Genomic DNA, 26,508 nt, shown 5'->3' on the forward strand with positions numbered 1-26,508 from the left:
GCGGATTGACGATGCATCTGAACCCGGTTGGGCCGGAGGCATCTCCACAGGACTTGACGCCAGCGTCGGGGCGTCAGGCCCACACGACTTCGCCGTCCGCGCCTGTCCCGCCAAAGCTCTCGCCGGACCTCGTCCCTATCCGGCGAGTTTCGTCGAAGACAGTTTGCAGCGCCGTTCGTCTGCGCGCCGGATAATCGCTCACGGAGTTCATTCCGCCCTGCAATCCCTTGCGCGCCCGACGCTGTCGCGTCCATCGCATCCCACCGCGCGTTCGTGACGTGCGCAACGCCCCTTGTCGGGTAAGACGGGCGAATCACTACGAGTGATTTGCCCGACGTGTTAAGCGAAATATTTTTGCGCGAAGGGCTTGACTTTTATTTCTGATAAACAGAAGTGATTTGCCCGTCGGGTCGTTTTCACCCTACCCAGGAGGGTGAGGGTCGATCGCGTAGCGATCGGGGTGGGGTGAAAGTCTCGCGTTTCGCGCAGTGTACGCGTTGATGGACCGTCACCCCACCCCGCCGCGCGTTGCACGCGCGTCGACCCTCCCCCTCCAGGGGGGAATTATATACTTGACAAAAGTAAGCTAGGCCCATAAAACGTGGTCATTGGAGCAAATCGATGACCGCATTCAACGCGCCCATGTTTACCGACGAGGACAAGGCCCGCGAAGCCCTTGAGGCTCTGCGCTGGCCCGATGGTCCCTATTGCCCTCATTGCGGTAACTCCCATCAGGACAAAATCGCCAAGATCGAAGGCACGAAGCAGTCTCACCGTCCCGGCCTGTATTATTGCAACGAGTGCAAAGGCCAGTTCACCGTGACCGTTGGCACCGTATTCGAGCGGTCCAAAGTGCCTTTGACCAAGTGGTGGCTTGCCGCCCATCTTCTCAATTCGAGTAAGAAAGGCATTAGCGCCCATCAGGTCCACCGCACGATTGGCGTTACCTACAAAACCGCTTGGTTCATGATGCACAGGCTTCGCGAAGCCATGGCCGATTTGAAGCCCACTGGCCCCTTGGGCGGCTCCGGCAAGATTGTCGAAGCCGATACCACTTACGTCGGCGGCAAAGAGAGCAACAAGCATCGCAACAAGCGCGACTCAAAGAACATCGGCGGCAAGGGCAAGCAGATCGTCCACACGCTTGTCGAGCGCGAAGGCAAGGCCCGCTCGCATCACATTGCCAACATCAGCGGCAAGACGTTGCGCCCCATTCTCACCGCTCACGTCAGCCGCAAATCAACGCTCATGACCGATACCGCCGGCGGCTACATGGGCGTCGGCAAAGAGTTCGACCGCCACGCCATGGTTGACCACGGCATTGGCGAATACGTTCGCGGCGATGCTCACAGCAACACAGTGGAAGGCTATTTCTCAGTCCTCAAGCGCGGCATCGTTGGCACCTACCACCACGTCAGCGAAGCCCATTTGAAGCGCTATCTGGCGGAGTTCGATTTCCGCTACAATAACCGCTCTGCCCTTGGCGTAACCGATGGGGAACGGACGGCAAATGCTCTCAAGGGTATTGAGGGCAAGCGCCTGACGTATCGGCCGACTAACTAAGATCAGTCACCCCAAGCAAGCAGCTAAGCGCTTTAGGGCTTGGCGAAAGCGCAACCCCTGATAGTCTCTGGCGTATAAGTCAGGGGGAGAAAATGCAGCGCTATCCGATCATTTGTGAGGCGATTTCCAAAGGAGTCGCCCTAAGTATTTATTACGACCACAAGCAGCGAACCATTGAGCCATATGCCTACGGCATATCGAAGGAAGGGAACGAACTTTTGCGTGCGTGGCAAACGTGGCCGCTTCCGGCAGATTGGAAGCTTTTTCGGCTAGATAAAGCATCCTTGCTTTCCATAAGCTCAACCAAAGTCGGCCCCGTGCAGATAGAATATAATCGAAACGACCCAGCAATGGACCGGATTTACTGCGAGCGATAATCCCGCAGTTGCACCGGCGGGGCATCATGGCGGGTCCGTTATGTAACGCGCACCACGATAGGTGCCCCTTCATTTCTTCTTTGCCTTACGCGCCACAGGCTTCTTCGCTTTCTTGCCAACTTTCATTTCCTCGTGCGGCTTTGGCTTCATACGCACGAGAGCGCCCATTAACGCCCTGGTCCCCTCCAACTCATTCTTTTTGGAACCACCATGCGACGACGCCATCAACCATCCCCAGAGTACGTCAAAGAGCTTTGCGAAGCAGTAGGACGCGTAATTGTCTCATTCGCCATCTGTGAACACGCATTGACAATCAGCACGGCCAAAATATTTGGCCTCACTAGAGTACAGGAACGCGCCCTAGTCCGCCCCATAGGGTTGCGCGCAAAAACGAGCCTACTGCGCCGCGTCGGAAAGGATTGTCTGATACCGGGTAACTACAAGACCTTAAACGAAATTCTGAAAGAAGTCGAAGACCTGTCAGACGATCGCAACAATCTTGCCCACGGGTTCTACGGCACCAAAAACGGCAAGTTCACGCTGGTGACTTTCTCAGGCGAAGCGAGGATTTCTTCGCGCCCCGTCGCTTGGACGCCAACGACCCTGACTCAACTCGCCGGCTCAATTCAGCAGGCGACGACAAGAGCCGCAAACCTTCGGCTCCTTTTCCCAAAATCCCTGAAGCTACCCAAAATTCGTTCGCCCAAGTCATAAACTGACGGTGGGTAGGGTATGCGCCGCCCTGTCTACCCGACTCTAGGATTTTAGTCTTTTTTGTCAAGTATATAATTCCCCTCCAGGGGAGGGTAAGAACCGCCCTACCCGAACACGTCCTGCAGCACGCCTTCCTTCACCACCGCGACGCCGTCGAGTTCGATCGTGGTGCCCATCATCGGCAGGTCGAAATGTCCTGAAGTGTAGCGGCCGGCGAATTCGTTGGCGCCGGTGGAGAACAGGAAGTTTCCGGACACGGCGCGCAGCTCGGTGCCGTTGGTGTCGTTCTTGTCGTACATGGTCAGCGCCTCGTAGCGCGCGCCGGGGTTCATGCCCCAGCCGACATGCGACACCGCATAGGCCTCGCGGTCGCCCCAGGCCGCCAGATAGGACCGCATCATCGCCGCATCCGCGCCGTCGCCTTCGAGGTCGGTGACGTAATCGTCCTTCAGCGTCATTTTGATCGGCGTCGCCAGATAGCGCTTGAAGGTGAGGTTGATGTCGCCGGGGGCCATCACGATGGTGCCGTTGACGGTCTTGCTTTTGGGGAAGCTGACGACGATGCCGCCCGGCCAATGCGCCAGCGTGCCCGGCCGGTCGGTCCAGCCCCAGACCCCGGCGGTCTGGGCGCCCACCATGTCGACGTCGAGCTCGGTGCCCGCCTTCGAGGTCACGCGCATCTTTTTCGTTCCGCGCAGCATTTTGACCGCCGCGCGGACACGCTTTTCCAGCGCGGTGTCGGGCACCATGCGCTCGAGCGCTTCAGGATGCTCGTTCGAGATGTTAAGGATCCGCGCGCCGCCTTTCAAAATCTCCGGCGTTTCCGCCGCGTGCATCAGCCCCTCGATGGTGCAGTCGACGACAAAGCCGGCCTGCTGCAGCGCGCCGACCACCGGCCCGAGCTTCTGGATCGCGATGCTGGCGCCGGTGGAGCGGACCGGAACCACCTCGCGGTTGCGCGGCGTCGGCACCACGATGTGAAACGGTTTCGCTCCCATCCGCAGCAGCGCAAGTTCGGCGAGATGAACGTTGAGCGCGCGCGACTGCGTCTCCGACAGGATCGCCGCGGTGTCGCCCGGCTTGACCGCGCAGCGCTCGAAAATCTCGCAGAACGCATCGATCCATTTTGCTTCTATCCGGTCGGCCAACATCGTCGTCTCCACTTCAAGAATTGCATCAGACTTCCGGAAAGCCGCGCAGCAGATAAGACCTCAGCCCCTGCAGCAGGCCGTTGAGGATCAGGCCGAGCAGCGAGATCGTGATCAGGGGCACGAACATGTCGACCGCCTGAAAGGTTCGCGCCGCCGTCACCAGCATGTGGCCGAGGCCGTCGGTCGACGAGATCATTTCGGCGAGAAACACCACAATGCAGGAAATCACAAGGCCGATGCGGCAGCCCGTCAGGATCGACGGCACCGCCGCCGGGAGTACCACCTTGAACAGGATCTGGCGGCGCGGCGTGCCCGCCGCCATCGCCGACCAGATCAGCTTCTGTTCCACCATCGAGGCGCCGTAATAGGTCGACAGCAGGATCGGAAACAGCGCGTCGGCAGCGACCAGCGTGATCTTGGATTCGTGGCCGAAGCCGAGCAGCAACAACAGTGCCGGATACAGCGCGACCTTGGGCAGCGGCGCCAGCACTCGCACGATCGGGCGCACCACGGCGTTGACAACAGGGTTTGTCGCCGCAGCAAGCCCGATGCCGACGCCGAGAATGACCGCAATGGAAAATCCCGCGAACAGCCGGAACAGCGTCGAGGCGATCTCATGCTGAAAATTGCTGGTGCCGAGTTGCTGGGCCAGACGAGAAAACACCAGCCCGGGCGGCGGCAGCAGCGTCACCGGCGCATAGCCGAACGACGAGATCGCCTGCCACAGCGCGACCGCGAGCGCGATCGGTATGATCCCGAGCAGAACCTCCGATGTGAGCGCGCGGGCGTTCATGCGAAACTCAGGGGAATGTCGAAGCCGGGCTCCGACCACCGCACCAGCCGGCTGCGCAGTTTTTCGAACGCGGCATCGAGGCCGATCCCCATCGCGCCGATGATGATGATCATGGCGTAGACGGTGTCGTACTGTCCCATGTCGAGCGCGTTGAACAGGATGTTGCCGGCGCCCGATTGCCGCGCGATCATCTCCGAAGTGACCATGGTGATCAGCGCCAGCACGAGGCCGGTGCGGCAGCCCGTGAGGATTTCCGGCAAGGCCGCCGGCAGCACGATTCGGATCATGCGCTGCGGCGCCGAGAGGCCCATGGCGGCGCCCGACCACAGCATCTTTTCCTCGACCGCTTTGGCGCCCTGAAAGCTGTGATAGATCACGGGCAGACTGACGCCGAGAAAGATCACCAGCATTTTTGCGAGATCGCCGACGCCGAGCCACAGCATGATGATCGGCATCAGCGCCGCCTTCGGCACCGGATAGGTGATCATCAGCAGCGGATTGAAGAACGAGGCCACCAGCCGCGAGCGGCCCATCATCAACCCCAGCGGAATGGCGAACAACAGCGCCGCTGCGAAGGCGATCGCCATGCGGCGCAGTGAATCCAGAATGTTGATCACTGATTCCCTGTCGCCGAGGATCGACGGCACCGCGCGAACCGCTTCGATCGCGGTCGGAAAACTTTCGGTATTCAGCATCAGCGACCCGGCCTGCCAGATCGCGAGCAGGCCGAGACAGGCGAGCAGCGGCGCCAGACGCGAGAGCACGCGCGCCATCATGGCCGCAACCCGTCTTCGCTGGTGTCGTCGATCATGCGTTCGATCTCGACCACGTATTTCTGGTAGCGCGGATCGAGCAACAGCTCGGCGCGGCGGCGCGGCCGCGGCAGCTCGATGTCGACGATCTGCTTGATGCGGCCGGGCGCGCGCGTCATCACCACGACCTTGTCGGACAGGAAAACCGCCTCGTCGACGGAATGGGTGACGAACAGCACCGTCTTGCGGTCGCGTTCCCAGATATTGAGCAGGTCGTTCTGCAGCCGGGTGCGGGTATGCGCATCCAGCGCGCCGAACGGTTCGTCCATCAGCAAGACCGCGGGGTGGTAGGCCAGCGTGCGCGCCAGCGCGACCCGCTGCTTCATGCCGCCCGACAGTTCCTTGGGGTAGAAATTCTCAAAGCCCTTGAGGCCGACCATCTCGATCAGCCGCCGGCTTTGAGCGTCGGCTTCCGCAGCCTTCACGCCCTGCTGGCGCGGGCCATACATCACATTGCCGAGCACGGTCTTCCAGGGAAACAGCGCGAATTCCTGGAATACCGGGCCGCGATCGGGGCCGGGCCCGGTGATCGCCCTGCCCTTCACCCTCGCCACGCCCTCGGTCGGGCTGACGAACCCGCCGACGATGTACAGCAATGTCGATTTGCCGCAGCCGGAAGGGCCGAGAATCGAGACGAAGGCGCCATCCTCGATTGTCAGCGAAATATCCGACAACGCCAGATGGGCCTGACGGCCGGAGGTGCGAAAAATCTGCGAGACATGGTCGATCTCGATCATGGCGGAAGCCGGCCCGCGCGCCGGCGCTGGTTCAGTCCGCAGATCCGGCCGCGATGACACACCCTTCATTCCCGCTTTGCTTCCCGGCTTCATTCCGTGAGTTACCGGGCGACCATAGCGGAAAGCGGCGGGGCTTGGCGATGCTGTTTTGGGGGCACGGGCTGGCCGGATCGGAAGCATTCGGGGGTGATGGGGCGACTCACATTCCCCGGGCACCGGAACGTTGGCCGGGGTGCGCTTTGAGCGCGTCAGGAGGGCTCGCATCAAGCGGCGTGGTGCGAGATCCCGGAATTGCGAATCCGGAATTGCGCACCTGTTACTCGAAACCGCGGCATCACAAGCTCTGCATCGGTGCCGAAAGTTGCGACGGCTGTTATTCCCCGATGTCCTGCAGGCTGCAATGCCCCGCGCATGGCTGCGTTACGCGCGACGATCCGCCACTGCGTCAATGGTTCCAATAATAATGATGTCCGTTACAGCTTTATTTCAAGCGACATGAGCAATATTGATCAGGGCTCTCGGTCGCCAGCCCGCATGTTCGTTCTTATCACCGCCCTTCATGTGGCACCTTTCGGTGACTGAGAGTTCGGTCGCGCTCCCGCCTCAATGACTTTCGAGGTCTGCCATGGAACACTTCGTCCACCGCGAAAATCTCGCGCACTATCGACGCCTGCTGGCCGAACCCGGCGTGGCGGATGATCAGGCGCGATACCAGGTGCTGATGCGGCTGCTGGCCGCCGAGACAGCCAAGGAAGCGACGCATCATGGAGAAAGATGAGCGGGCTGCGGGTCGCCGCGCTGATCTATTGCATGGTGAATGCGGTCATCTTTGGTGTGGGCACGATCCTGATTGTGAGCCTGCCCGCGGTGATGTCCCATGCCTTTTTCTGGATGCCGGCGCTTGTAACGGCCAGCTTCGTCATCTCGGCCCCGCTCTCCTGGTTCATTGCGCCCTGGATGATGGTGCGCTTCATGCGGGCGCCGATCATCTAGGTCAGATCAATGAGAGCCCCTCGTCCATCTTGGACGGGCCGCTCGAATGGCTCAGCCCTGCGCGAGCGCCTTGGCCCAGCTGAAATCGAAATGAGCACTCAGCGCCTTCATCATGACGGTCGCCGCCAGCACGAAGACGATGCGCAGCAGCGTCTTCGTGGTGAAAATCCTTGCAAACAACGTCATGAAACATGTTCCCCGATGACGCTCCTATAGGGCATCGCCATGCCTGATGCCAGCATCAGGACGCCGAGCTTGGACTTCTTCTCCCTCTCCCCGCTTGCGGGGAGAAGGTCGGGGTGAGGGGGACTCTCCACGCATTCGGACTCGCGGCCCGCAAGCGGGGCGAGGTGAAGAAGCCAGCAGCATCGTCTAGTCGAACCACGGCCACTCCGCGGCACCGTCATGGGTGACCGCGCCGCCGGGGGCCTGGCCGACCAGACGGGCATACTTTGCCAGTGTTCCCGCGCGATGGCGCGGCGGACGCTGTTTCCAGGCCTGCCGCCGCGCCGCGAATTCGGTGTCGTCGATCACGAGATCCATGCGGCGCGCGGCGGCGTCGATCCGGATGAGGTCGCCTTCGCGCACCAGCGCCAGCGGGCCGCCGATAAAGGCTTCCGGCGAGACATAGCCGATGCACATGCCCCGCGTCGCGCCGGAAAAGCGGCCGTCGGTGATGAGGGCAACCTTCTCGCCCATGCCCTGCCCGTAGATCAGCGCGGTGACGCCGAGCATCTCGCGCATGCCGGGACCACCGACCGGGCCTTCGTTGCGGATCACCAAAACATCGCCCGCGGCGTATTTTCGGTTGCGGACGGCGTCGACGCAACCTTCCTCGTCCTCGAACACCCGCGCCGTGCCTTCGAACACCAGGTTCTTCAGGCCCGCCACCTTGATGACGGCGCCATCGGGGCAGAGATTGCCCTTGAGCACCGCGACACCGCCATCGGGCATGATCGGCGTGGCGGTGTTGAAGATGATCTCGCCATCGGGCGCGTTGGCCCCGCCATAGACTTCCGCGATGGTGCGGCCCGATATCGTGGGACAAGAGCCGTCGATGTGGCCGCTTTCGACCAGCGCGCGGATCACCACGGCGGTGCCGCCGATATCATAGACGTCCTTGGCGGTGTATTTGCCGCCGGGGCGCAGATTGCCGATCAGCGGCGTGCGCGAAAACACCTCGCCGACATCGTCCAGCGTGAAGGCGATGCCGGCCTCGTTGGCGAGCGCCGGCAGATGCAGCGCGGCGTTGGTCGATCCGCCGGTGGCGGCGACGATGGCGGCGCCGTTCTCCAGCGCCTTCCGCGTCACGATCTCGCGCGGCAACGGGCCGCCGCGCGCCAGCATCTGCATGACCAGCCGCCCGGCCTGGCGCGCGATCTGCGCGCGCTCGGCATAGACGCCCGGCACCATCGAGACATTGGGCATGGTCAGCCCCATCGCCTCCGACACCATCGCCATGGTGTTGGCGGTGAACTGGCCTGCGCAGGCGCCGATGGTCGGCAGGCAACTCCGCTCGATGCCTTCCAGCGTATCCTTGTCGATCTCGCCGGTCATGAAGCCGCCGACCGCCTCGTAGGAATCCAGCACCGTCAGCGTCTTGCCGGCGAACCGCCCGGGCAGCGCGCTGCCGCCATAGATGAAGATCGACGGCACGTTGCAGCGGATCATGCCCATCATCACGCCGGGCAGCGTCTTGTCGCAGCCGCCGAATCCGATCAGCGCGTCATAGGCGAGGCCATGGACCACGGCCTCGATCGAATCGGCGATCAGCTCGCGGGACACCAGCGAGAACTTCATGCCCTCATGGTTCATGCTGATGCCGTCGGAAACCGAAATGGTGGTGAACTCGCGCGACGTGCCGCCGGCTTCCGCGATCCCGGCCTTGGCGGCATCGACCTGGAAATCGTGGGTCATGTTGCAGGGCGTCTGCTCGCCCTTCATGCTGACCACGCCGATCATCGGTTTGGCGATATCAGCGTCGTCGAGCCCCATCGCGCGCATGAAGGCGCGGTGCGGCGCACGATCCAGCCCATCGGTCGTCACGCGGGAGCGCGGTTTTTTCATGGGGTGGTCTCTCTAAGATGTCCTCTTCCCTTCTCCCCTTGTGGGAGAAGGTGGCGCGGACGCAGTCCGCGCCGGATGAGGGGTCTCTATCCGCGAATGCAGACCCCTCACCCGTCGCGATGCTTCCCATCGCGCCACCCTCTCCCACAAGGGGAGAGGGGAAGGAACTGCCCGTTGATAAAGATTGCCCTACTGCAGTGGCGCGACGATGGTCGGGTGCTTGAACTGGGCGACGTCGAGCTTGGGCAGCATTCCGGTCTCGGCATAGATGTCGAGCATCTTCTGGATCGCCGGGAAGTTGGGGGCGGCGCCGGGATCGCGGCCGAAATCGTTGTCCTTGAGCAGATAGGTTTCCAAGACCGGGATCGGCGCCTTCAGCTGCTCGGAGACAACCTTCAGCGTTTCCTCGCGATTGGCCAGCACCTTCTTCATGCCGGCGGTGATGTCGCGGACATAGGCCTTGACCGCTTCCGGATTCTTGTCGACGAAGTCGGCGCGGCATGCCTCCAGAATGTGCACGATGTTCGGCATCGCCTCGGACAGCGCAAACAGTTTTCGGGTGCCGCCCTTGGCCTCGGCGCGCGCCGCGAACGGCTGATTCATGTTGACGGCATCGACGCGGCCCTGGCGCAGCGCATCCTCGGACACCGCGAAGCCGACCTCGACCAGCTTGATGTCCTTGGCCGGATCGACCCCGTTCTTTTTCAGCAGCATGTTGAACGGACCCTGGGTGCCGCCGCCGATCACCGAAATACCAATGGTCTTGCCCTTGAGATCGGCGATGATCTTGATCGGGGAATCGTCCTTGACCGCCCAATAGACCGAGAAGCCGCCGGGCTTTTCATAGACGTGCTGGGCCACGATGTAGGCCTTCAGGCCACCGCCGACCACGCCGTTCGACAGCGACAGCGGCGCCTGGGTGGCGCAGTCGAGCGCGCCGGCAGCCAATGCCTGCGTCATCGGCGCGGTGCCCTGGAATTGCGTCCATTCGACATTGTAGGTCTTGCCGAGATTGGGAAATTCCGCCGGCCGGCGCATCATGTAGTATTTTGACTCTTCGGCCGGGATGGTCCAGCCGACGCGGATGGTCGTTTGCGCCTGCGCGGCGCTGACACCGGCCAATACGGTAGCAACCGCGCCGGCCGCCAAGATCCATTTCGAAGATACACGCATCATCCCCACTCCATTTTCCCTGACGCAGCCGCCACTGACTGCGCCAAGCCTTTCATGGTTCAAATGATCAGGCAAGCCGGCGAAAGCGGCAAGGAAAGCGGCCAGCGCTGCGCTTTGCCTGCACGGCGGGGATCTATGGTAGAGCGGCGGGCCGGGCAAAGCTTGTTGCGCGGGGAAGCAGGGAGAAACGGGATGGCGAGCATGGGCGGCACGGACGGACGGGAAAAGCTCGGCTATCTCGGGCTCGGCCTGATGGGAATTCCGATGACGCGGCGGCTGCTGAACGCGGGCCACGAGGTCACGGTCTGGAATCGGTCTCCCGGCAAAGCCGCCGGACTGGTCGAGGCCGGTGCAAAGCCTGCCGCCACGCCGCGCGAGGTCGCCGCGACCGCCGGCATCGTCTTCATGTGTCTCCTAGATGCTTCCGCCGTGGAGCACGTGGTGTTCGGTCTCGACGGCCTGGCAAGCGCTGACGGCGCCGGCAAACTCGTGGTCGACTTCTCCTCGATCCATCCGGATGCGGCGCGCGCGATCGCGGCACGGCTGAAGCAAGCCAACGGCATGGGCTGGATCGACGCGCCGGTGTCCGGCGGCACTGGGGGAGCCGAGGAAGGCACGCTGGCGGTGATGGCCGGCGGCGATGCCGCCGATATCGCGCGGGTGCGGCCCTATGTGCTGGCGATGGCGCGCCGGCTGACGCATATGGGACCGACCGGCGCCGGCCAGACCACCAAGCTGTGCAACCAGATCATCTCCGGTTGCAGCATGGCCGTGCTGGCGGAGGCGACGCGGCTCGCCAGCAATGCCGGCATCGACGCTTCCAAATTGCCGGAAGCGCTGGCCGGCGGCTTTGCCGATTCGATTCCGCTGCAACTGTTCGTGCCGCGGATGGCGCAGGGCATTCACTCGCCGCCGCTCGGCCATATCGCCAGCATCCTGAAGGACCTCGATACCGTGGTCGAGGTGGCGCACGACACCTCGACTCCGGTGCCGATGACGGCACTGGCCGCGCAACTGTTCCGGATGGCGAAGGCCACGCGCGGCGCCGATGCCGATGCGCTGGAGATTTACAAGCTGTCGGAGAAGAGGAAGGATTCTTGAGGCTCGTCATTGCGAGGAGCGCTTGCGACGAAGCAATCCAGCTTTCGTGAGACAGCAAAGAATGAATGGATTGCTTCGCTGCGCTCGCAATGACGGCTGATGGGCCCGAACAAAAATTGCGAAAACAACCCCATGCAAAGAATAGCTAGACTGGCGGCACTCGTCGCGACACAAGATATAGTACGCCGACCTCTCCCCGAAAGCAGTGCGAGGTCAGCGAGATCCTATCGCTCCGCGAACGCTTTCTCGACCACGAACTGGCCGGGCTCGCCGTGATTGCCTTCCGCAAAACCCCTGGCCGTCAGCAGCTCGCGGGTGTCGTGCACCAGCGCCGGGCTGCCGCAGATCATGATGCGGTCATGTGCGGACTCCAGCGCGGCGAGGCCGATATCGCTGAACAGTTTGCCTGAGGTGATCAGGTCGGTGATGCGGCCGCGGTTGCGGAACGGATCGCGCGTCACGGTCGGGTAATAGATCAGCTGGTTGCGGACGAGTTCGCCGATCAACTCATCCTTCGGCAGCTGTTCGGTGATCATCTCGCCATAGGCGAGTTCGGCGACGCGGCGGCAGCCGTGCAGCAGCACCACCTTCTCGAACCGCTCGTAGGTTTCGGGATCCTTGATCACGCTGAGGAATGGCGCGAGGCCCGTGCCGGTGCCGATCAGATAGAGATTGCGGCCGTCCTCGAGGTTGTCGATGACGAGCGTGCCGGTGGCCTTGCGGCTGACGATGATCTCGTCGCCCTGCTTCAGATGCTGAAGCCGCGAGGTCAGCGGCCCGTCCGGCACCTTGATCGAGAAGAATTCGAGCCGGTCCTCGTAATTGGCGCTGGCGACGCTGTAGGCGCGCAACAGCGGCTTCTCGCCGACCTTGAGCCCGATCATGGTGAACTCGCCGTTGCGGAAACGGAACGAGGGATCGCGGGTGGTGGTGAAGGAGAACAGCGTATCGGTCCAGTGGTGGACGCTGAGGACGCTTTCCTGATTGAAGTTGCTCATCTTGCCGATCCCGCGCTGGAGGGCCGATTGTGCCGCTCAATTCATTTGTATACATTCATTTGTCTACGAATGAATAATCCGGCTTGATCCCGACGTCAAGGCGCGGGCAAGATGGCCCCAGCGGCCCTGCGAAGGCATTGAACGAAAAGGAAAAACCCATGGCTCACGACGCCCCCCAGGCCGCCGGCCCGACCAAACTGGTGATCCGCAATATCGGCCTGCTGCTCTCGGGCGCGCTGGAAAAGCCGATCCTGGATGCCGACACCATCGTCGCCGAGAACGGCAGGATCACCGCCATCGGCAAGGCCAAAGACGTCGACACCGAGGGCGCCACCACCATCGTCGACGCCATGGGCACCACCGTCGCGCCGGGCCTGATCGACAGCCATGTGCATCCCGTCGCCGGCGACTGGACCCCGCGGCAAAACCAGATCGGCTGGATCGACAGCTTTCTGCATGGCGGCGTCACCACCATGATTTCCGCCGGCGAGGTCCACATGCCGGGCCGCCCGCGCGACGTGGTCGGCCTCAAGGCGATGGCGATTTTCGCGCAGCGCTCGTTCTGGACGCTGCGGCCCGGCGGCGTGAAGGTGCATGCCGGCGCGCCTGTCATCGAATGCGAGATGGTCGAGGAGGATTTCAAGGAGCTGGCCGCAGCGGGCGTCAAGCTATTGGGCGAAGTCGGGCTCGGCGGCGTCAAGGACGGCCCGACCGCGAAAAAGATGGTCGGCTGGGCGCGCAAATACGGCATCCAGAGCACCATCCACACCGGCGGCCCCTCGATCCCCGGCTCCGGCCTGATCGGCGCCGACGTGGTGCTGGAAGCCGACACCGACGTGATCGGCCATATCAATGGCGGCCACACCGCTTTGCCCGACGACGAGATCCGCTGCATCTGCGAGGGCTGCAAGCGCGGCCTCGAGCTGGTGCACAATGGCAACGAGCGCTCGGCGCTCTACACGTTGCGGATCGCGCGCGAGATGGGCGATCTCAACCGCGTCATCCTCGGCACCGATTCACCGGCCGGCTCCGGCGTGCAGCCGCTCGGCATTTTGCGCATGGTGTCGATGCTGTCGTCGCTCGGCGACGTGCCCGCCGAACTGGCGTTCTGCTTCGCCACCGGCAACACCGCGCGGATGCGCGCGCTCGATTGCGGCCTGATCGAAATCGGCCGATCCGCCGATTTCGTCATCATGGACAAGGCGCAGCATTCGCCGGGCAAGACCATCCTCGACAGCGTTCAGCTCGGCGACCTCCCCGGCATCGGCATGACCATCATCGACGGCATCGTCCGCACCACCCGCAGCCGCAACACGCCGCCGGCGACGAAGGTGCCGGAGATTGTAGGGCATTGAGCGGCGCGCCAGATCGGCTTTTGACCCAAAGGAGACATTTCTCTTGCACTCGACCGTGTCCTGATCTGGCTCCGACCTCCTTTTTGCCTGTCAGCAAGACCGTTGTGATGCCGAGTTGAAGCGAGGGAATCCGCAAATTTCGTTGACAAGATTCTCAAGTGTTCAAAGTCCGGCTGATTTGCCGGGAGATCTCGCCACCGAATTCGTCATGCTCTTCAACCCCGAGACCGCGAAGGCTCTCGGCCTCACCTGCCGCCGACGTTGCTCGTTTGCGCCGGTCAGGTGATCGACAGAAATCCCGCAATGCAGCAAGAGACAAGCTGCGGGCTTCTTGCTAGCTTGGACGTAATGAGCATTTCCGTGCATCCCGCTCCAAGCCCGCCTTTGACCGCATCGCCGGCGCCGGCCGAGGCATCGCTCGGGGCAAAGCCCCGCAGCCGGCTGTTCATCAAATATGTCGCGCTATTCGTCGCGGTGGTCGGCGTCGCGCTCTTGTCCAACGGTATTTTTGAGGTTTTCTTCTATTACCGCGAGCATAAGGCGTCGCTGATCCGCATTCAGCAGGAGCAGGCCGAGGCCGCGGCGGCAAAGATCAGTCAGTTCATCAGGGAGATCGAAAGCCAGCTCGGCTGGACTACCCAGTTGCCGTGGTCAACGGGCTCGATCGAGCAGCGCCGGTTCGATGCGTTGCGGCTGCTGCGGCAGGTGCCGGCCATCACCGAACTGGCGCAGGTCGATTCGAGTGGCAAGGAGCGCTTGAGGGTGTCCCGTCTCGCCATAGACGTCATGGACAGCAGGCTCGACCTCTCCGCTGATCCGAAATTCACCGATGCCGTCGCCCACAAGGTCTATTACGGGCCGGTGTATTTCCGCCGGGAATCCGAGCCCTACATGACGCTATCACTGGCCGGCACCCGCAAGGACGCCGGCGTCAGCATCGCCGAGGTCAATCTCAAGCTGATCTGGGACATCGTGTCCCAGATAAAGGTCGGCGAGCGCGGTCAGGCCTATGTGGTCGGCGCGCAGGGACGCCTGATAGCGCATCCCGACATCAGCCTCGTACTGCGCAACACCGATATGTCGAAGCTGGCGCACGTCCAGGCTGCGCAGGCCAGGCGCAGCGACGACACGCCGGATGCGCTGCAAGGCTCCCTGAATATCCAGGGCCAGGAGGTGCTGACGGCCTCCGCGCCGATCGCGCCGCTCGGCTGGAGGATGTTCGTCGAGCTTCCGGTCAAGGAAGCCTATGCCTCGCTTTACCAGTCGCTGCAGCGGCTGGCGCTGGTGCTGCTGGCCGCCCTGGCGTTCGCCGTGCTGGCCGGAATGTTTCTCGCCGGTCGCATGGTCGGCCCGATCCAGGCGTTGCGCGCCGGCGCCGAGCGTTTCGGCGGCGGCGACTTCAACCAGCGCATCGCGATCAAGACCGGCGATGAACTCGAAGGCCTCGCTAACCAGTTCAACGACATGGGCGCGCGGCTGCAGGAATCCTACGCCGACCTCGAGCAGAAGGTCGAACAGCGGACTGCAGAACTCAGTGAATCCCTTCAGCAACAGACCGCGACCGCGGAGGTGCTGAAGGTCATCAGCCGCTCCGCGTTCGATCTCCAGACCGTGCTCGACACTCTCGTCGAATCGGCGGCCCGCTTGTGCGACGCGGATGAAGGGACGATCTTTCGTCCCGTGAATGACAGCTATCGATTGGCGGCCAGCTACGGACTTGGAGCCGACCAGAAAAATCACCTCGCGACATTCGCGACTGTGCCCGAGCGGGGAAGCGTGGTCGGACGTACCTTGCTGGAGGGCAAAACGATCCATGTTCCCGACGTCCATGCGGATCCGGAATACGCGCCATCGGCAACCCGCAGGAGTTCCAATGTGCGGACGATGCTCGGTGTGCCGCTGCTGCGCGACGGTGTGCCGATCGGTGTATTCGTATTGACCCGCCACATGGTCCGGCCGTTTAGTGCAAAGCAGATCGAGCTTGCGACCACATTTGCCGACCAGGCGCTGATTGCGATCGAAAACGTCAGGCTGTTCGAAGAAGTTCAGGAGCGCACCAGGGATCTCTCGCTCTCCCTCGATGAATTGCGCACCGCGCAGGATCGTCTCGTGCAGACCGAAAAGCTCGCCTCGCTTGGCCAGCTCACCGCCGGCATCGCGCATGAAATCAAGAACCCGCTCAATTTCGTCAACAATTTCTCGGCGCTGTCGGCAGAACTCATTGATGAACTGAACGACGTTCTCAAACCTGCAGCGCTCGATGACAAGACACGCGAGGAGGTCGAGGAGCTCACGCATATGCTCAAGGGCAATCTGGAAAAGGTGGTCCAGCACGGCAAGCGCGCCGACTCTATCGTCAAGAACATGCTATTGCATTCACGAGAAGGCTCTGGCGAGCATCGGCTCATGGATATCAATGCCATCCTCGAGGAGAGCCTGAATCTCGCCTATCACGGTGCACGCGCCGAGAAGTCCGGCTTCAACATCACCTTGCAACGGGATTTCGATTCTGCCGCCGGAATGATCGACCTGTATCCGCAGGAAATTACCCGAGTGTTCCTCAACCTGATCTCCAACGGCTTTTACGCCGCCACCAAGCGAAAGGAAGCCGGCAACGAGGCCTTCGAGCCGATGCTGAGCGCGACCACGAAGAACCTCGGCAACAAGGTGGAAATCCGGATCCGCGACAACGGTACCGGCATCCCGCTGGAGGTGAAGGAGAAGATGTTCAACCCCTTCTTCACCACCAAGCCGGCGGGCGAGGGTACCGGACTTGGCCTGTCGATGAGCCACGACATCGTGGTGAAACAACATGGCGGCAAGATCGACGTGGTGACCGAGCCGGGCGCATTTACCGAATTCATCATTACGCTGCCGCGGACTACGGTCGCACATGCGGATGCTGGAGGCCCCAATTGAGCGTTTACATCCTTGTCGTTGATGACGAACCCGACGTCGAGGTCCTGTTCCGGCAGCAATTCCGTCGCGACCTGAAGTCCGGGCGCTTCACCATGGAATTCGCCCCGTCGGCGCCGGCGGCGCTGGAGCGTGCTGCCGAGGTCAGGGACCCGTCGCTGATCCTGATTCTGTCGGATATCAACATGCCCGGCATGAGCGGGCTGGAAATGCTTCCGGAGGTGCGCGCAAGGCGGCCCGACGTTCCCGTGATCATGATCACCGCCTATGGCGACGCTGAAACACGGCGCAAGGCGATCGAGCGCGGCGCGGTGGGATTACTGACCAAACCGATCGATTTTGCGCTGCTGCGCCACGAAATCGATACCAGACTCGGGCAGGCCGCATGACCGCAACGATCCTTGTCGTCGACGACGAGCCCGATCTCGAGGCTCTCGTGCTGCAGAAATTCCGTAGGCAGATCCGCGACGGCGCCGTGGCCTTTCTGTTCGCCCATGACGGCATCGAGGCGCTGCAGTCGATCGCGGACCACCCGCATGTCGACTTGGTGGTGTCCGACATCAACATGCCGAGAATGGACGGCCTGTCGCTGCTCGCGAGGTTGCAGGAGGCGGACGACAAAAAATCAACCATCATCGTGTCGGCCTATGGCGATATGAGCAACATCCGGACCGCGATGAACCGCGGCGCGTTCGATTTTCTGACCAAACCGATCGACTTCGGCGATCTCGAACTGACCATCGACAAGACCGTCAGGCATGTCGAGATGATGCGAGAGGCGCGCCGCCGCCAGGCCGAGGCCGAGCGCGCGCACGCCTCGCTGTCGCGGTACTTTTCGCCGCAGATCGCCAGCCGCCTCGCGGCCATCGGCGACAGCAACGGCATGGAAGTGCATCGGCGGGACGTCGCGGTCATCTTCACCGACATCGCCGGCTTCACTTCGCTGGTGGAAACAGCGGCGCCCGAGGTGCTGGGCGAACTGCTCAACGAATATGTCGGCGGCATGACCGACGTTGTCTTCGCGCATGAGGGGACGGTCGCCAAGATCATCGGCGACGCGATCCAAATTCTCTTTAACGCGCCCGGCGACCAGCCGGATTATGCGAACCGCGCGATCGCCTGTGCCCACGATCTCGATGAATGGGCGCAGGGGTTTCGCCGGCGCTGGAAAGCCAGGGGCGTGGATTTCGGCGTGACCCGGATTGGCGCTCACGCCGGGCCGGCGCTGGTCGGGAATTTCGGTGGCAGCCGGTTCTTCGATTACACCGCCTACGGCGATACCATCAACACCGCGGCGCGGCTGGAGGCCGCCAACAAGTTTCTTGGCACCCGCATTTGCGTCAGCGCCACCGTCGCCGAGGCTGCAGGAAATTTCAAAGGCAGGCCGGTAGGCGATCTCATGCTGCGCGGGCGCAGCGAACCGCTTCGTGCCTACGAGCCGTTGCCGGCGTCGGTGTTCGAGGCGCCGACGACGAAACAGTATTCCGAAGCCTTCGCCAAGCTGGAGGCCGATAACGCTGCGGCGATGCCGGCCTTCGCTGCCCTTGTCGGGCAGCATGCGGACGACGCGCTGGCTGGCTTTCACTTGCGGCGGTTGCTCAATGGCGGCAAGGGCGTCCGCATTCAACTGGAATGATCCACGGGCAGGTTTGAGATCGGGCGGGCTTTCCAGCCGGCAATTGTCGATTGGTCCCGCCGGTGCTTTGCTGTTCCAAGCCGCGCCGCGGCCACCCCCTTTCACAGCGGTGGTCGAGTCGATACGATGACGTTTTCGGACCCTTGGGGGCGGACATGAGACGGCGGGAATTCCTCGGTGTCCTGGCTGGCTCGGCGACGTGGCCGCTGGCAGCGCGGGCGCAGCCGGCTGAGCGGATGCGGCGCATCGGCATCCTCATGGACCTGCCGGAAAATGACGCCAGTCGATCGCGTTTGGCAGCTTTCGTTCAGGGGCTCGTGGGCCTGGGCTGGAGCGACGGGCGAAATGTGCGGCTTGACATCCGATGGGGTGCGAACAACGCCGAAAAGAGCCGTACCCTCGCAGCTGAATTGCTGGCGCTGGATCCCGACGTCGTCCTTGCCTCCGCCAGCTCTGCCACGGCTGCGATGCGGCAAGCGTCTGCGACGACTCCCATTGTGTTCACACTCGTCGCCGATCCCGTCGGAGCTGGCCTCGTGGACAGCCTGGCGCGCCCCGGCGCGAATGTAACGGGGTTCACGCTGTTCGAGTACTCCATTGCCGGAAAGTGGCTGGAATTGCTCAAGGAGGTTGCGCCGGGCACCAGGCGCGTTGCCGTCCTGCGTGATGCCGGTGTCGCCGCCGGGGCGGGCCAGTTCGGCGTTATCCAGGCGGCAGCGCAGTCGTTCGGGCTCGAACTGCGACCGATAGGGATCCGCGATGCCGAAGAAATCGAACGAGCCATTACCGCTTTTGGGCCTCGAGAGAATGACGGCATTGTCGTCACGGCGTCACCATTGGCGGGCTTGCATCGTGAACAGATCATTTCTCTCGCGACCCGCTATCGGATGCCTTCGGTATTCGCATATCGGCATTTCGTGGCCGCCGGTGGCCTCGTTGCCTATGGACCCGACCTCGCCAATCCGTATCGCCGTGCCGCGAGCTATGTCAGCCGCATTCTCAAGGGCGAGAAGCCCGCCGAACTTCCGGTACAAGCTGCAATCACTTACGAGCTTGCGGTGAACCTCAAGACGGCCAAGGCGCTTGGTCTCGACATGCCGCCGTCGCTGCTCGCTCGCGCCGACGAGGTGATCGAATAAATCTTCGTCCTCGCCAATGACGCCTTTCGAACGTGACTGCTCCGATTGACGATATCGGCTCATCGGTGCAAAGTGGACAACTCGACTGCGTCCACCCTGGTCCGGAATTGACCCATTTCGGAAGCCGAATATTCCCAATCGTCCGGCGCTGTCGCTTCCATGGGCCAAGTGCACGGTTACAGTAACGCTTTCTTCCTGGGGGGACGGGCATGCGACGGCGCGATTTCATTGGATTAATCGGCGGTACGATTGTCTTTCGCCCTGCAGAAGCCGGGGCACAGCAGCGACAGCGGACGCGGCGCATCGGTGTGCTCATGCCGCTCGCCGGTGACGATCCGGTCGCACGCGCTCGCATTGGCGCATTCTTAGAAGGCCTGCATCAACTGGGTTGGATCGACGGCGGCAATATCCAGATCGAGTATCGCTGGGCTGTGGGCGATGCTGAACGCACGCGTAGAGATGCAGCGGAGCTTGTCGCGCTTGCGCCGGACGTAATTATGGTCACTAGCAGCCTGCCCACGGTCTCGCTCCAACGGGCAACACGCACATTGCCGATTGTGTTCGTGCTGGTTGCCGATCCGGTGGGAGCCGGCGTCACAGATAGCATGGCCCGCCCTAGCGGCAACGCAACTGGGTTTACGCCATTCGAATTTACGACGGCGGCAAAATATCTTGAACTGCTGAAGGAGATTGCGCCGGGTCTGACGCGGGTCGCGGTCACCATTGACAATAATGCGGTAGGTGCGATTGGCCAATTAGAAGCGATCAGATCCGTGGCGCCCACAATGGGAGTCGAGATCAGCCCTTTCGACGTGCGCGATGCCGGAGAGATAGAGCGGGCGCTGGCAGCATTCGCGCGCGGCTCGGACGAAGGCTTGATCGTCACGGCCATCGCGGCCGCTAACATTCATCGCGATTTGTTCATATCGCTCGCGCAGCGCCACCGACTGCCGGCGATCTATCCGTATAGAACCAACGTCACCGCCGGAGGACTGGTCTGCTATGGGCCCGATCAGTTCGAAATTTACCGCCGCGCTGCTGGCTACGTGGATCGTATTCTTAAGGGTGCGAGGCCAGCCGATCTGCCGGTGCAAGCGCCGACGAAATACGAACTGGCCATCAATTTAAAGACGGCCAAATCACTCGGGCTGACTGTGCCACCGGCGCTGCTTGCGCGCGCCGACGAGGTGATAGAGTAGAATCGGAATGTCGCCTATTGGCACCTTTCAGACCTGCAACATAACTCGCAATGTCTGCACTTGAGGGGGGACCGGACGGCCCCTGTCATAAGTCCGATTTCCGAAATGACCAGAAGGCGACACGGGGCTGCGCCGATGGCGATGCTCTCGATTCCGAGTTCAGCCCTCTATCAAAATATTGGTTCCAGGCATTAAGATGCCGTCTCCTGAGCTTGGGGGCCGACATGCAAAGGCGCGAGTTCATCAGGCTTCTCGGCGGCGCGGCGGCGTGGCCGGTTGCGGCACGGGCGCAGCAGGCAAACCTGCCCAGGTTAGGCGTCCTTCTTGTAGGGAATCGGGAGCCATTCTCAACGCTGTTCTGGGAAGGGCTCCGCGAACTTGGCTATATCCAGGGGAAAAACATCCAGGTCGAGTTTCGGTCGGCTGAAGGAAAGCTGAATATCCTCCCCGAATTGGCCGCGGAGTTCGTGCGTCTCAAGGTCGACGTCATTGTGGCGTCGGAAACGCCATCCGTTCAGGCAGCCAAGCGCGCAACCGGTGAAATTCCAATCGTCATGGCGCCCTCCGGCGATCCGGTTGGAACGGGTCTCATCGCCAGTCTGGCCAGGCCGGGCGGCAATGTTACGGGACTATCCGCTGCGACCGCAGAACTCGCAGGCAAAAGTCTCGAACTGATCAGGGAGATGATGCCCACGGCGAGCCGCGTGGCCGCCTTGGCGGACCCGACCAACGCCTTCACCAGGCCTTTCCTGGAGCAAATCGATCTTGCGGCGCGGACCATCGGCATTGAAATAGAGGTCGTCATGCTCCGCGGGACCGAAGAATTCGACGCCGTTTTTGCAGGAATGGCAGCAAAGCGGATCGATGCCGTGATCGTACAGCCGACGCTCCCACGTGCACCGATCATCGCTTTGGTGCAGAAATATCGCCTCCCGTCTGTCTCGGGCAACCGGGCGTTCGCCGACGCGGGCGGGCTAATGTCGTATTCGGGGAGTCTTGCGGACAGATACCGGAATGCCGCACCTTACGTGGATAGGATTCTCAAGGGTGCCAGGCCGGCTGACCTGCCGGTGCAGCAGCCGACCAAGTTCGAGCTCGTGATCAACCTCAAGGCCGCCAAGGCGATGGCTCTCGCCATTCCGCCGGCGCTGCTCGCCCGCGCCGACGAGGTGATTGAATAGCTAACACTGGCACTCAGCGGACGCGCCGATCCGTCAGCCTGGAGTCCGCTTTCGGGGGAGCCCGCACAATCCACGGGAGTCGGGTGGATCGCCGCTCGAGCATTCAGCACCGGCTCGATGGCAAGCCGGCACGAGCCAGATCACACACGATCGGTTGGACGAACGAGACGCCAAACCATTTGCTCGTCAACGAGCTGTCGTTGTCGATCCAGGGGATCGGCGGCAAGTGCGGCAGGTAGGATGCATAGGGCATCACTTTCGCCAGCGTCACCCTGTAGGGAAACCGGGCGTGGAAAGCCTTGTTCATTCCGCCGTCCAGTCCGCTGTAGATCGGGGCAGCCGGCACCTCGTCTTCAAGCAATCGCGCGTATTCGAGCTCGTCGGCGCGCTGCTTTTCCAGCGCCCGCCGCCCGATTTCCGGATTGACGACAAAGGCGGGACATTTTTTGGCGGCATCGAACACAAGGGGATGCGGCGAATTTGGCGGAGGTTGCGCATCGAATACATAGCGGCGATCGCACACATCCACCCTGGGTTCGCGTTGCGTCGTCTCGAAATGATCGTTGCCGATCTTGAGCATTTTCCAGAAGGCGAGGTTCGGACTATTGCGATGCCGCGCCAGATTCGCCGGCGTCAGGCGGAATGGATAGGCCTGGACCTGGAACGACGGCCGCCCGCCGAGCGAGTCGCGCGCCAGCGAATAGATCTCGCTGATCTGTTCGTCGGTCATTGCATAGCAGCCGCTCGACCAGCAGTCGCCGTGGATCATGAGGAAGCTGCCGTCGCGCTTGTTCGCCTTGTCGAATTTGTTGGGGTAGCCGAGGTTGATCGAAAGATAGAAGTTGGAGTTGGGATTCATCAACTCGGGTGTAACCGTGTAGAATCCCTCGGGCGCCTGGCGGTCGCCCTCCCACAACTTCGGCCCGAGATCGCCCGACCACCGGCAGATCGGATAGGTCTTGAGGATCTGGAAACGGCCGCTGGCGTCCTGTTTCCAGACTTCGAGCTCCGCCTCTTCCTTGAACAGGCGCACCACGACAGGTGAATGTTTCGGCATGTTCTTCTGCTGGAGCAGCGAGAGCAGCGCGGGAGGCAGTTCCTGCGTTGCCTTGGCCGGCAACCGGGTGCTGCTTTGGCCAAGGCACGCGACCGGCGTCAGCCCCGCGGCAACAGCTGCCGTCAGTATCAGTGCACGTCGGACCATGGCGCGGATCACTCTATACCTCCGACGGGAAACCTGTGCCATCTGCCGGGCCGCATCAACTATCGACAGGTCAGTGCCTTGCGAAAGCCCGCTGCCGAAGCATCTTCCTCGGAGCAGAACCACCGCTGAGCCCGCTTCAGGCGTGGATAGCTCCCGCAAGCCGGCAGGTGATAAATGCCTTCGTAACCTACGGCCCGCAGCGCAAACTTGGCCTTGATCGGGCATCCCGGCGGCATGTCGGTGTCGACGCGGAATAGTTTGACACGTGTCCGATTCTGATGACCAAGCTGGCAACCGCCGCCCACAAGTCGCGCTCCACTGAGATTCCATCTTCGGAAGTCAAGCGGTTCCGCGAAACATCCGCTCCACAGTCCGCGCCGGTTCTCGCGTGCGTCAGCTTCCTCCGGCGCGAAGCGGCCGGTTGCCGAAGACCCGAACCTGATCGCCCATCCTTCGCGAACCAGCCACTCATTGAGCGTGGCAGTCTCGCCTTCGATCGAGCATATCCCGATCTGGCGGTGCTTGTGGTCCGGGTCCGGGCCCTCGTCCTTGCAGCGAACCGCGCGATTTCCAATATGAGCGGTCAATCGATCTCGCGCCGCAACCCCGCACGGCCAGATCTCGCCAGCTTGATTGACGCATGTCTGGTCGATTTCGGGTGCATCGATGCTCCCCAGCCGATAGGTCGTGCGATCCAGCCGGATCGTATCGCCGTCAGTCACGGCAAGGTCTGCCGCCAAACCTGGCCCGACCATCGCCAGCAGCAACGCTGCAACAAGAGCATGCCCGCTCAAGGGATGAGCGACCAGGCAGCACCGGGCAACAACAGCGGCCCATTTTCCTGTCAAGACAGCAGTCAACGCTATTGCATTTGATCCAGGCATGAAAAATCTCTCGACCACTCTATCAATTGTTAGAACATCTCGCTTTCCGAAGCCACGTCGATTTGGATCAACGAGGCCTCAGGTCAAAACCCGACCTGGCACCGATTGCATCGCCAGTCCAGATGTCGTGCCCAGCCTTGGGACAATGGCCATGAGGACAATAGTCCCGAGAAAAGCACGTGCCGTACCATGCAAAATGACGCTCCAGACATGGCCGAGCAGATCGGGTTTTAATCCTCGACCACCGGCATCACGCCCGTGGTCGCTTGCGTGCGTTCAGCGGAAATTGCTCCGTTGGACCCTCGTCATGGTCCTCGAGATGCTCGTGATCCAGGCGCTTCATGTTCTCGAGTATCTTGAGCAGATAATGCAGCGTATGGGTCGTATCGTTGATTGAGAAATCGGCGAGCACTTCCTTGTAGTAGGCGCGGATCTTGGGCTGAGCCCGCACCTGCCAGACGTGACGGCCGGTTTCAGTCATTGTCACGATCCGCGAGCGCCGATCGCGCGCGTCGGAGGCGATCGACAGGTGTCCATCGCGTGCCATGCGGCTGATCAGTCCCGCCAGGTTCTGCCGGCTCACCATCAGATACCTGGCGAGTTCGCCGATACCCATCCCGGCCTCCGCCTCGTCCCGGGACAACGCGCCGAGCACCGCCCATTGCTGCGTCGTCAGACCCTCCGCTTCGACGGCCCGGCTGCCGGTCTTATGCAACATATTGGCGCATTGATAGAGCCGGAAAAACAACCGGTTGGCCAGTTCCATCATGGCCGCATCCCTTGTTTTGGGTACCCGATGCGATTCTTTCATTTCCAAGGGCCTTGCTTCGGTAGACATATTATGACAACATATTGCTATAATAACGTGTGACTGGCAACGGGTCCATCGAAATGGGAGGCGTCATGAAACGTTTCGACAACAGGACCGTCGTCGTGACGGGCGGCGGCGGCGGCATCGGAGGAGCGACCTGCCGCAGGTTTGCGGAGGAGGCAGCGCGCGTCGCCGTATTCGACCTCAATGTCGAAGCGGCCGAGAAGGTCGCCGCTTCGATCCGGGCGAGCGGCGGCACGGCCGAGGCTATCCGTTGCGACATCACGGACAGAGCGAGTGTCGACGCCGCGGTTGCCGCGGCGGAATCCAGGCTCGGGCCAATCGACGTGCTGGTGAACAACGCGGGCTGGGATATCTTCCGTCCCTTCACCAGGACGGAGCCGGCCCAGTGGGACAAGCTCATCGCCATCAACCTGACCGGCGCCTTGCATATGCATCATGCGGTGTTGCCCGGCATGGTCGCGCGCAAATCCGGGCGTATCGTCAACATCTCATCCGATGCCGCGCGCGTCGGTTCGTCCGGCGAAGCGGTTTATGCCGCGTGCAAGGGCGGACTTGTCGCTTTCTCGAAGACGATCGCCCGCGAGCATGCCCGTCACGGCATTACCGTCAACGTCGTGTGCCCCGGCCCGACCGATACCGCGTTGTTTGCCGACTACAAGGAGGGTGCCGGCAATCCGGAAAAGCTGGAGGAAGCCTTCAAACGCTCGATCCCGCTCGGCCGCATCGGCCAGCCCGACGATCTGCCGGGCGCCATTTTGTTCTTCGCCAGCGACGACGCGAACTATGTGACGGGCCAGGTGCTGAGCGTGTCCGGCGGATTGACGATGAACGGTTGATCGGGCGCTCGAGCCCGCGGGAGGAATCAACATGAAATTCGACGACCTCATCTACGAGATCCGCAACGGCGTCGCCTGGATCATCATCAACCGGCCGGAGAAGATGAATTCATTTCGCGGCCAGACCTGCGACGAATTGATCAAGGCCTTGTACAAGGCCGGCTACGACAAGGACGTCGGCGCCATCGTGCTCGCCGGTGCTGGAGACCGGGCGTTCTGCACCGGCGGCGACCAATCCACCCATGACGGCAACTACGACGGCCGCGGCACGATCGGCTTGCCGATGGAAGAATTGCATACGGCGATACGCGACGTGCCGAAACCGGTGATCGCGCGCGTGCAGGGCTACGCCATCGGCGGCGGCAACGTGCTGTGCACGATCTGCGACCTGACGATCTGCTCCGAAAAGGCCATTTTCGGTCAGGTCGGCCCCAAGATGGGTTCGGTCGATCCCGGTTACGGCACCGCGTTCCTGGCGCGGGTCGTCGGCGAAAAGAAGGCCCGCGAGATGTGGTATATGTGCCGCCGCTACTCCGGCCAGGAGGCGGTCGCGATGGGCCTCGCCAATACCTGCGTCCCGCATGATGAGCTCGACGCCGAAGTTCAGAAGTGGGGCGAGGAATTGTGCGAGCGCAGCCCGACTGCGATCGCGATCGCCAAGCGCAGTTTCAACATGGATACTGCCCATCAGGCCGGCATCGCCGGCATGGGCATGTATGCACTCAAGCTATATTACGACACCGAGGAATCCCGTGAGGGCGTCAAGGCTCTGCAGGAGAAGCGCAAGCCCGACTTCCGAAAATTCTCCAAGTAATTTTTCCAAATAACGAACCACATTCAGGAT

At 62.0% G+C, this 26,508-nt stretch carries 25 protein-coding genes; 14 read left to right on the plus strand and 11 right to left on the minus strand.

Going from position 1 to position 26,508, the window contains the following annotated elements:
• The first annotated feature begins 621 nt into the window (after positions 1-621).
• Positions 622-1,563, plus strand: a complete 942-nt coding sequence (locus tag Q7T45_RS08070) for an IS1595 family transposase (protein WP_304869512.1) — start codon at positions 622-624, stop codon at positions 1,561-1,563.
• 587 nt (positions 1,564-2,150) lie between these two features.
• A complete protein-coding gene (locus Q7T45_RS08075) occupies positions 2,151-2,654 on the plus strand; it encodes a hypothetical protein (RefSeq protein ID WP_304869514.1) in 504 nt (167 codons plus the stop codon).
• A gap of 104 nt (positions 2,655-2,758) precedes the next feature.
• Here Q7T45_RS08075 and Q7T45_RS08080 read toward each other — a convergent pair whose 3' ends face one another.
• From Q7T45_RS08080 to Q7T45_RS08095, 4 genes are read right to left on the minus strand one after another with little or no spacing between them, the layout of a single operon-like run.
• On the minus strand, positions 2,759-3,805 hold the full coding sequence (locus Q7T45_RS08080) for a peptidase M29 (protein WP_304869516.1): 1,047 nt from the start codon (positions 3,803-3,805) through the stop codon (positions 2,759-2,761).
• Between the two features lie 25 nt (positions 3,806-3,830).
• On the minus strand, positions 3,831-4,598 hold the full coding sequence (locus tag Q7T45_RS08085; RefSeq protein ID WP_304869518.1) for an ABC transporter permease: 768 nt from the start codon (positions 4,596-4,598) through the stop codon (positions 3,831-3,833).
• Positions 4,595-5,371: an ABC transporter permease gene (locus Q7T45_RS08090; RefSeq protein WP_304869592.1), complete on the minus strand. Its 777-nt coding sequence runs from the start codon at positions 5,369-5,371 to the stop codon at positions 4,595-4,597. The genes Q7T45_RS08085 and Q7T45_RS08090 overlap by 4 nt, the downstream gene beginning before the upstream one ends.
• Positions 5,371-6,216, minus strand: coding sequence for an ABC transporter ATP-binding protein (locus tag Q7T45_RS08095; protein WP_304869520.1), 846 nt, complete (start codon positions 6,214-6,216; stop codon positions 5,371-5,373). The genes Q7T45_RS08090 and Q7T45_RS08095 overlap by 1 nt, the downstream gene beginning before the upstream one ends.
• A 556-nt stretch (positions 6,217-6,772) precedes the next feature.
• On the opposite strand from Q7T45_RS08095, the gene Q7T45_RS08100 reads away from it, so the two are divergent.
• Together Q7T45_RS08100 and Q7T45_RS08105 are read left to right on the plus strand one after the other, a co-directional pair.
• On the plus strand, positions 6,773-6,925 hold the full coding sequence (locus Q7T45_RS08100; RefSeq protein ID WP_304869523.1) for a hypothetical protein: 153 nt from the start codon (positions 6,773-6,775) through the stop codon (positions 6,923-6,925).
• The gene (locus tag Q7T45_RS08105; protein WP_304869525.1) at positions 6,922-7,140 is read left to right on the plus strand and encodes a hypothetical protein; all 219 of its coding nucleotides are present in this window, start codon (positions 6,922-6,924) and stop codon (positions 7,138-7,140) included. Before Q7T45_RS08100 ends, Q7T45_RS08105 begins: the two co-directional genes overlap by 4 nt.
• 51 nt (positions 7,141-7,191) lie before the next feature.
• On the opposite strand, the gene Q7T45_RS08110 is transcribed toward Q7T45_RS08105, so the two are convergent.
• From Q7T45_RS08110 to Q7T45_RS08120, 3 genes are all read right to left on the minus strand, one after another.
• Entirely contained in the window at positions 7,192-7,326 is a 135-nt protein-coding gene (locus Q7T45_RS08110) for a hypothetical protein (RefSeq protein WP_304869527.1), read from the minus strand.
• 186 nt (positions 7,327-7,512) lie between these two features.
• Entirely contained in the window at positions 7,513-9,207 is a 1,695-nt protein-coding gene (ilvD, locus tag Q7T45_RS08115; protein WP_304869529.1) for a dihydroxy-acid dehydratase, read from the minus strand.
• Between the two features lie 189 nt (positions 9,208-9,396).
• Positions 9,397-10,383, minus strand: coding sequence for an ABC transporter substrate-binding protein (locus Q7T45_RS08120; RefSeq protein ID WP_304869531.1), 987 nt, complete (start codon positions 10,381-10,383; stop codon positions 9,397-9,399).
• Positions 10,384-10,572: 189 nt separating this feature from the next.
• Here Q7T45_RS08120 and Q7T45_RS08125 point away from each other — a divergent pair, with 189 nt between their 5' ends.
• Positions 10,573-11,481 (plus strand): NAD(P)-dependent oxidoreductase, encoded by a 909-nt coding sequence (locus tag Q7T45_RS08125; protein WP_304869533.1) that lies wholly within the window; start codon positions 10,573-10,575, stop codon positions 11,479-11,481.
• A gap of 224 nt (positions 11,482-11,705) precedes the next feature.
• On the opposite strand, the gene Q7T45_RS08130 is transcribed toward Q7T45_RS08125, so the two are convergent.
• Positions 11,706-12,479 (minus strand): ferredoxin--NADP reductase, encoded by a 774-nt coding sequence (locus Q7T45_RS08130; RefSeq protein ID WP_304869535.1) that lies wholly within the window; start codon positions 12,477-12,479, stop codon positions 11,706-11,708.
• 158 nt (positions 12,480-12,637) lie between these two features.
• On the opposite strand from Q7T45_RS08130, the gene Q7T45_RS08135 reads away from it, so the two are divergent.
• From Q7T45_RS08135 to Q7T45_RS08165, 7 genes are all read left to right on the plus strand, one after another.
• Complete coding sequence (locus tag Q7T45_RS08135) at positions 12,638-13,834, plus strand: amidohydrolase family protein (RefSeq protein ID WP_304869536.1); 1,197 nt, start codon at positions 12,638-12,640, stop codon at positions 13,832-13,834.
• A 348-nt stretch (positions 13,835-14,182) separates the two neighbouring features.
• On the plus strand, positions 14,183-16,753 hold the full coding sequence (locus Q7T45_RS08140; RefSeq protein WP_304869537.1) for an ATP-binding protein: 2,571 nt from the start codon (positions 14,183-14,185) through the stop codon (positions 16,751-16,753).
• Positions 16,750-17,139: a response regulator gene (locus Q7T45_RS08145; protein WP_304869539.1), complete on the plus strand. Its 390-nt coding sequence runs from the start codon at positions 16,750-16,752 to the stop codon at positions 17,137-17,139. The genes Q7T45_RS08140 and Q7T45_RS08145 overlap by 4 nt, the downstream gene beginning before the upstream one ends.
• Complete coding sequence (locus tag Q7T45_RS08150; protein ID WP_304869540.1) at positions 17,136-18,386, plus strand: adenylate/guanylate cyclase domain-containing protein; 1,251 nt, start codon at positions 17,136-17,138, stop codon at positions 18,384-18,386. The genes Q7T45_RS08145 and Q7T45_RS08150 overlap by 4 nt, the downstream gene beginning before the upstream one ends.
• A gap of 155 nt (positions 18,387-18,541) precedes the next feature.
• On the plus strand, positions 18,542-19,525 hold the full coding sequence (locus Q7T45_RS08155) for an ABC transporter substrate-binding protein (protein ID WP_304869541.1): 984 nt from the start codon (positions 18,542-18,544) through the stop codon (positions 19,523-19,525).
• Positions 19,526-19,734: 209 nt separating this feature from the next.
• Positions 19,735-20,724, plus strand: a complete 990-nt coding sequence (locus tag Q7T45_RS08160) for an ABC transporter substrate-binding protein (RefSeq protein WP_304869542.1) — start codon at positions 19,735-19,737, stop codon at positions 20,722-20,724.
• Positions 20,725-20,948: 224 nt separating this feature from the next.
• Positions 20,949-21,905: an ABC transporter substrate-binding protein gene (locus tag Q7T45_RS08165; protein ID WP_304869544.1), complete on the plus strand. Its 957-nt coding sequence runs from the start codon at positions 20,949-20,951 to the stop codon at positions 21,903-21,905.
• Positions 21,906-22,008: 103 nt separating this feature from the next.
• Here Q7T45_RS08165 and Q7T45_RS08170 read toward each other — a convergent pair whose 3' ends face one another.
• From Q7T45_RS08170 to Q7T45_RS08180, 3 genes are all read right to left on the minus strand, one after another.
• The gene (locus Q7T45_RS08170) at positions 22,009-23,151 is read right to left on the minus strand and encodes a murein L,D-transpeptidase family protein (protein ID WP_304869594.1); all 1,143 of its coding nucleotides are present in this window, start codon (positions 23,149-23,151) and stop codon (positions 22,009-22,011) included.
• Positions 23,152-23,168: 17 nt separating this feature from the next.
• Positions 23,169-23,993: a thermonuclease family protein gene (locus Q7T45_RS08175; protein WP_370691236.1), complete on the minus strand. Its 825-nt coding sequence runs from the start codon at positions 23,991-23,993 to the stop codon at positions 23,169-23,171.
• 250 nt (positions 23,994-24,243) lie between these two features.
• A complete protein-coding gene (locus tag Q7T45_RS08180) occupies positions 24,244-24,762 on the minus strand; it encodes a MarR family winged helix-turn-helix transcriptional regulator (protein ID WP_304869546.1) in 519 nt (172 codons plus the stop codon).
• Positions 24,763-24,896: 134 nt separating this feature from the next.
• Here Q7T45_RS08180 and badH point away from each other — a divergent pair, with 134 nt between their 5' ends.
• Together badH and badI are read left to right on the plus strand one after the other, a co-directional pair.
• The gene (gene badH / locus Q7T45_RS08185; RefSeq protein ID WP_304869548.1) at positions 24,897-25,664 is read left to right on the plus strand and encodes a 2-hydroxycyclohexanecarboxyl-CoA dehydrogenase; all 768 of its coding nucleotides are present in this window, start codon (positions 24,897-24,899) and stop codon (positions 25,662-25,664) included.
• A 31-nt stretch (positions 25,665-25,695) separates the two neighbouring features.
• Positions 25,696-26,478 carry a 2-ketocyclohexanecarboxyl-CoA hydrolase gene (gene badI, locus Q7T45_RS08190; protein ID WP_304869550.1) on the plus strand — a complete coding sequence of 261 codons (783 nt, stop codon included), beginning with the start codon at positions 25,696-25,698 and terminating at the stop codon, positions 26,476-26,478.
• Positions 26,479-26,508 lie beyond the last annotated feature (30 nt).

It is taken from the genome of Bradyrhizobium sp. (genome assembly GCF_030646015.1).
Lineage (GTDB): Bacteria > Pseudomonadota > Alphaproteobacteria > Rhizobiales > Xanthobacteraceae > Bradyrhizobium.

Bases quoted from the DNA above. Each gene is read 5' to 3' on its own strand.
- Q7T45_RS08165 (WP_304869544.1), top strand. From the start codon at position 20,949: ATGCAAAGGCGCGAGTTCATCAGGCTTCTCGGCGGCGCGGCGGCGTGG.
- Q7T45_RS08090 (WP_304869592.1), bottom strand. From the start codon at position 5,371: ATGGCGCGCGTGCTCTCGCGTCTGGCGCCGCTGCTCGCCTGTCTCGGC.
- Q7T45_RS08140 (WP_304869537.1), top strand. From the start codon at position 14,183: ATGAGCATTTCCGTGCATCCCGCTCCAAGCCCGCCTTTGACCGCATCG.
- Q7T45_RS08125 (WP_304869533.1), top strand. From the start codon at position 10,573: ATGGCGAGCATGGGCGGCACGGACGGACGGGAAAAGCTCGGCTATCTC.
- Q7T45_RS08105 (WP_304869525.1), top strand. From the start codon at position 6,922: ATGAGCGGGCTGCGGGTCGCCGCGCTGATCTATTGCATGGTGAATGCG.
- Q7T45_RS08150 (WP_304869540.1), top strand. From the start codon at position 17,136: ATGACCGCAACGATCCTTGTCGTCGACGACGAGCCCGATCTCGAGGCT.
- Q7T45_RS08170 (WP_304869594.1), bottom strand. From the start codon at position 23,151: ATGGCACAGGTTTCCCGTCGGAGGTATAGAGTGATCCGCGCCATGGTC.
- badI (WP_304869550.1), top strand. From the start codon at position 25,696: ATGAAATTCGACGACCTCATCTACGAGATCCGCAACGGCGTCGCCTGG.
- Q7T45_RS08155 (WP_304869541.1), top strand. From the start codon at position 18,542: ATGAGACGGCGGGAATTCCTCGGTGTCCTGGCTGGCTCGGCGACGTGG.
- Q7T45_RS08085 (WP_304869518.1), bottom strand. From the start codon at position 4,598: ATGAACGCCCGCGCGCTCACATCGGAGGTTCTGCTCGGGATCATACCG.
- Q7T45_RS08175 (WP_370691236.1), bottom strand. From the start codon at position 23,993: ATGCCTGGATCAAATGCAATAGCGTTGACTGCTGTCTTGACAGGAAAA.
- Q7T45_RS08180 (WP_304869546.1), bottom strand. From the start codon at position 24,762: ATGATGGAACTGGCCAACCGGTTGTTTTTCCGGCTCTATCAATGCGCC.
- Q7T45_RS08070 (WP_304869512.1), top strand. From the start codon at position 622: ATGACCGCATTCAACGCGCCCATGTTTACCGACGAGGACAAGGCCCGC.
- Q7T45_RS08160 (WP_304869542.1), top strand. From the start codon at position 19,735: ATGCGACGGCGCGATTTCATTGGATTAATCGGCGGTACGATTGTCTTT.
- Q7T45_RS08080 (WP_304869516.1), bottom strand. From the start codon at position 3,805: ATGTTGGCCGACCGGATAGAAGCAAAATGGATCGATGCGTTCTGCGAG.
- badH (WP_304869548.1), top strand. From the start codon at position 24,897: ATGAAACGTTTCGACAACAGGACCGTCGTCGTGACGGGCGGCGGCGGC.
- Q7T45_RS08075 (WP_304869514.1), top strand. From the start codon at position 2,151: ATGCGACGACGCCATCAACCATCCCCAGAGTACGTCAAAGAGCTTTGC.
- Q7T45_RS08100 (WP_304869523.1), top strand. From the start codon at position 6,773: ATGGAACACTTCGTCCACCGCGAAAATCTCGCGCACTATCGACGCCTG.
- Q7T45_RS08120 (WP_304869531.1), bottom strand. From the start codon at position 10,383: ATGATGCGTGTATCTTCGAAATGGATCTTGGCGGCCGGCGCGGTTGCT.
- Q7T45_RS08110 (WP_304869527.1), bottom strand. From the start codon at position 7,326: ATGACGTTGTTTGCAAGGATTTTCACCACGAAGACGCTGCTGCGCATC.
- Q7T45_RS08095 (WP_304869520.1), bottom strand. From the start codon at position 6,216: ATGAAGGGTGTGTCATCGCGGCCGGATCTGCGGACTGAACCAGCGCCG.
- Q7T45_RS08135 (WP_304869536.1), top strand. From the start codon at position 12,638: ATGGCTCACGACGCCCCCCAGGCCGCCGGCCCGACCAAACTGGTGATC.
- ilvD (WP_304869529.1), bottom strand. From the start codon at position 9,207: ATGAAAAAACCGCGCTCCCGCGTGACGACCGATGGGCTGGATCGTGCG.
- Q7T45_RS08130 (WP_304869535.1), bottom strand. From the start codon at position 12,479: ATGAGCAACTTCAATCAGGAAAGCGTCCTCAGCGTCCACCACTGGACC.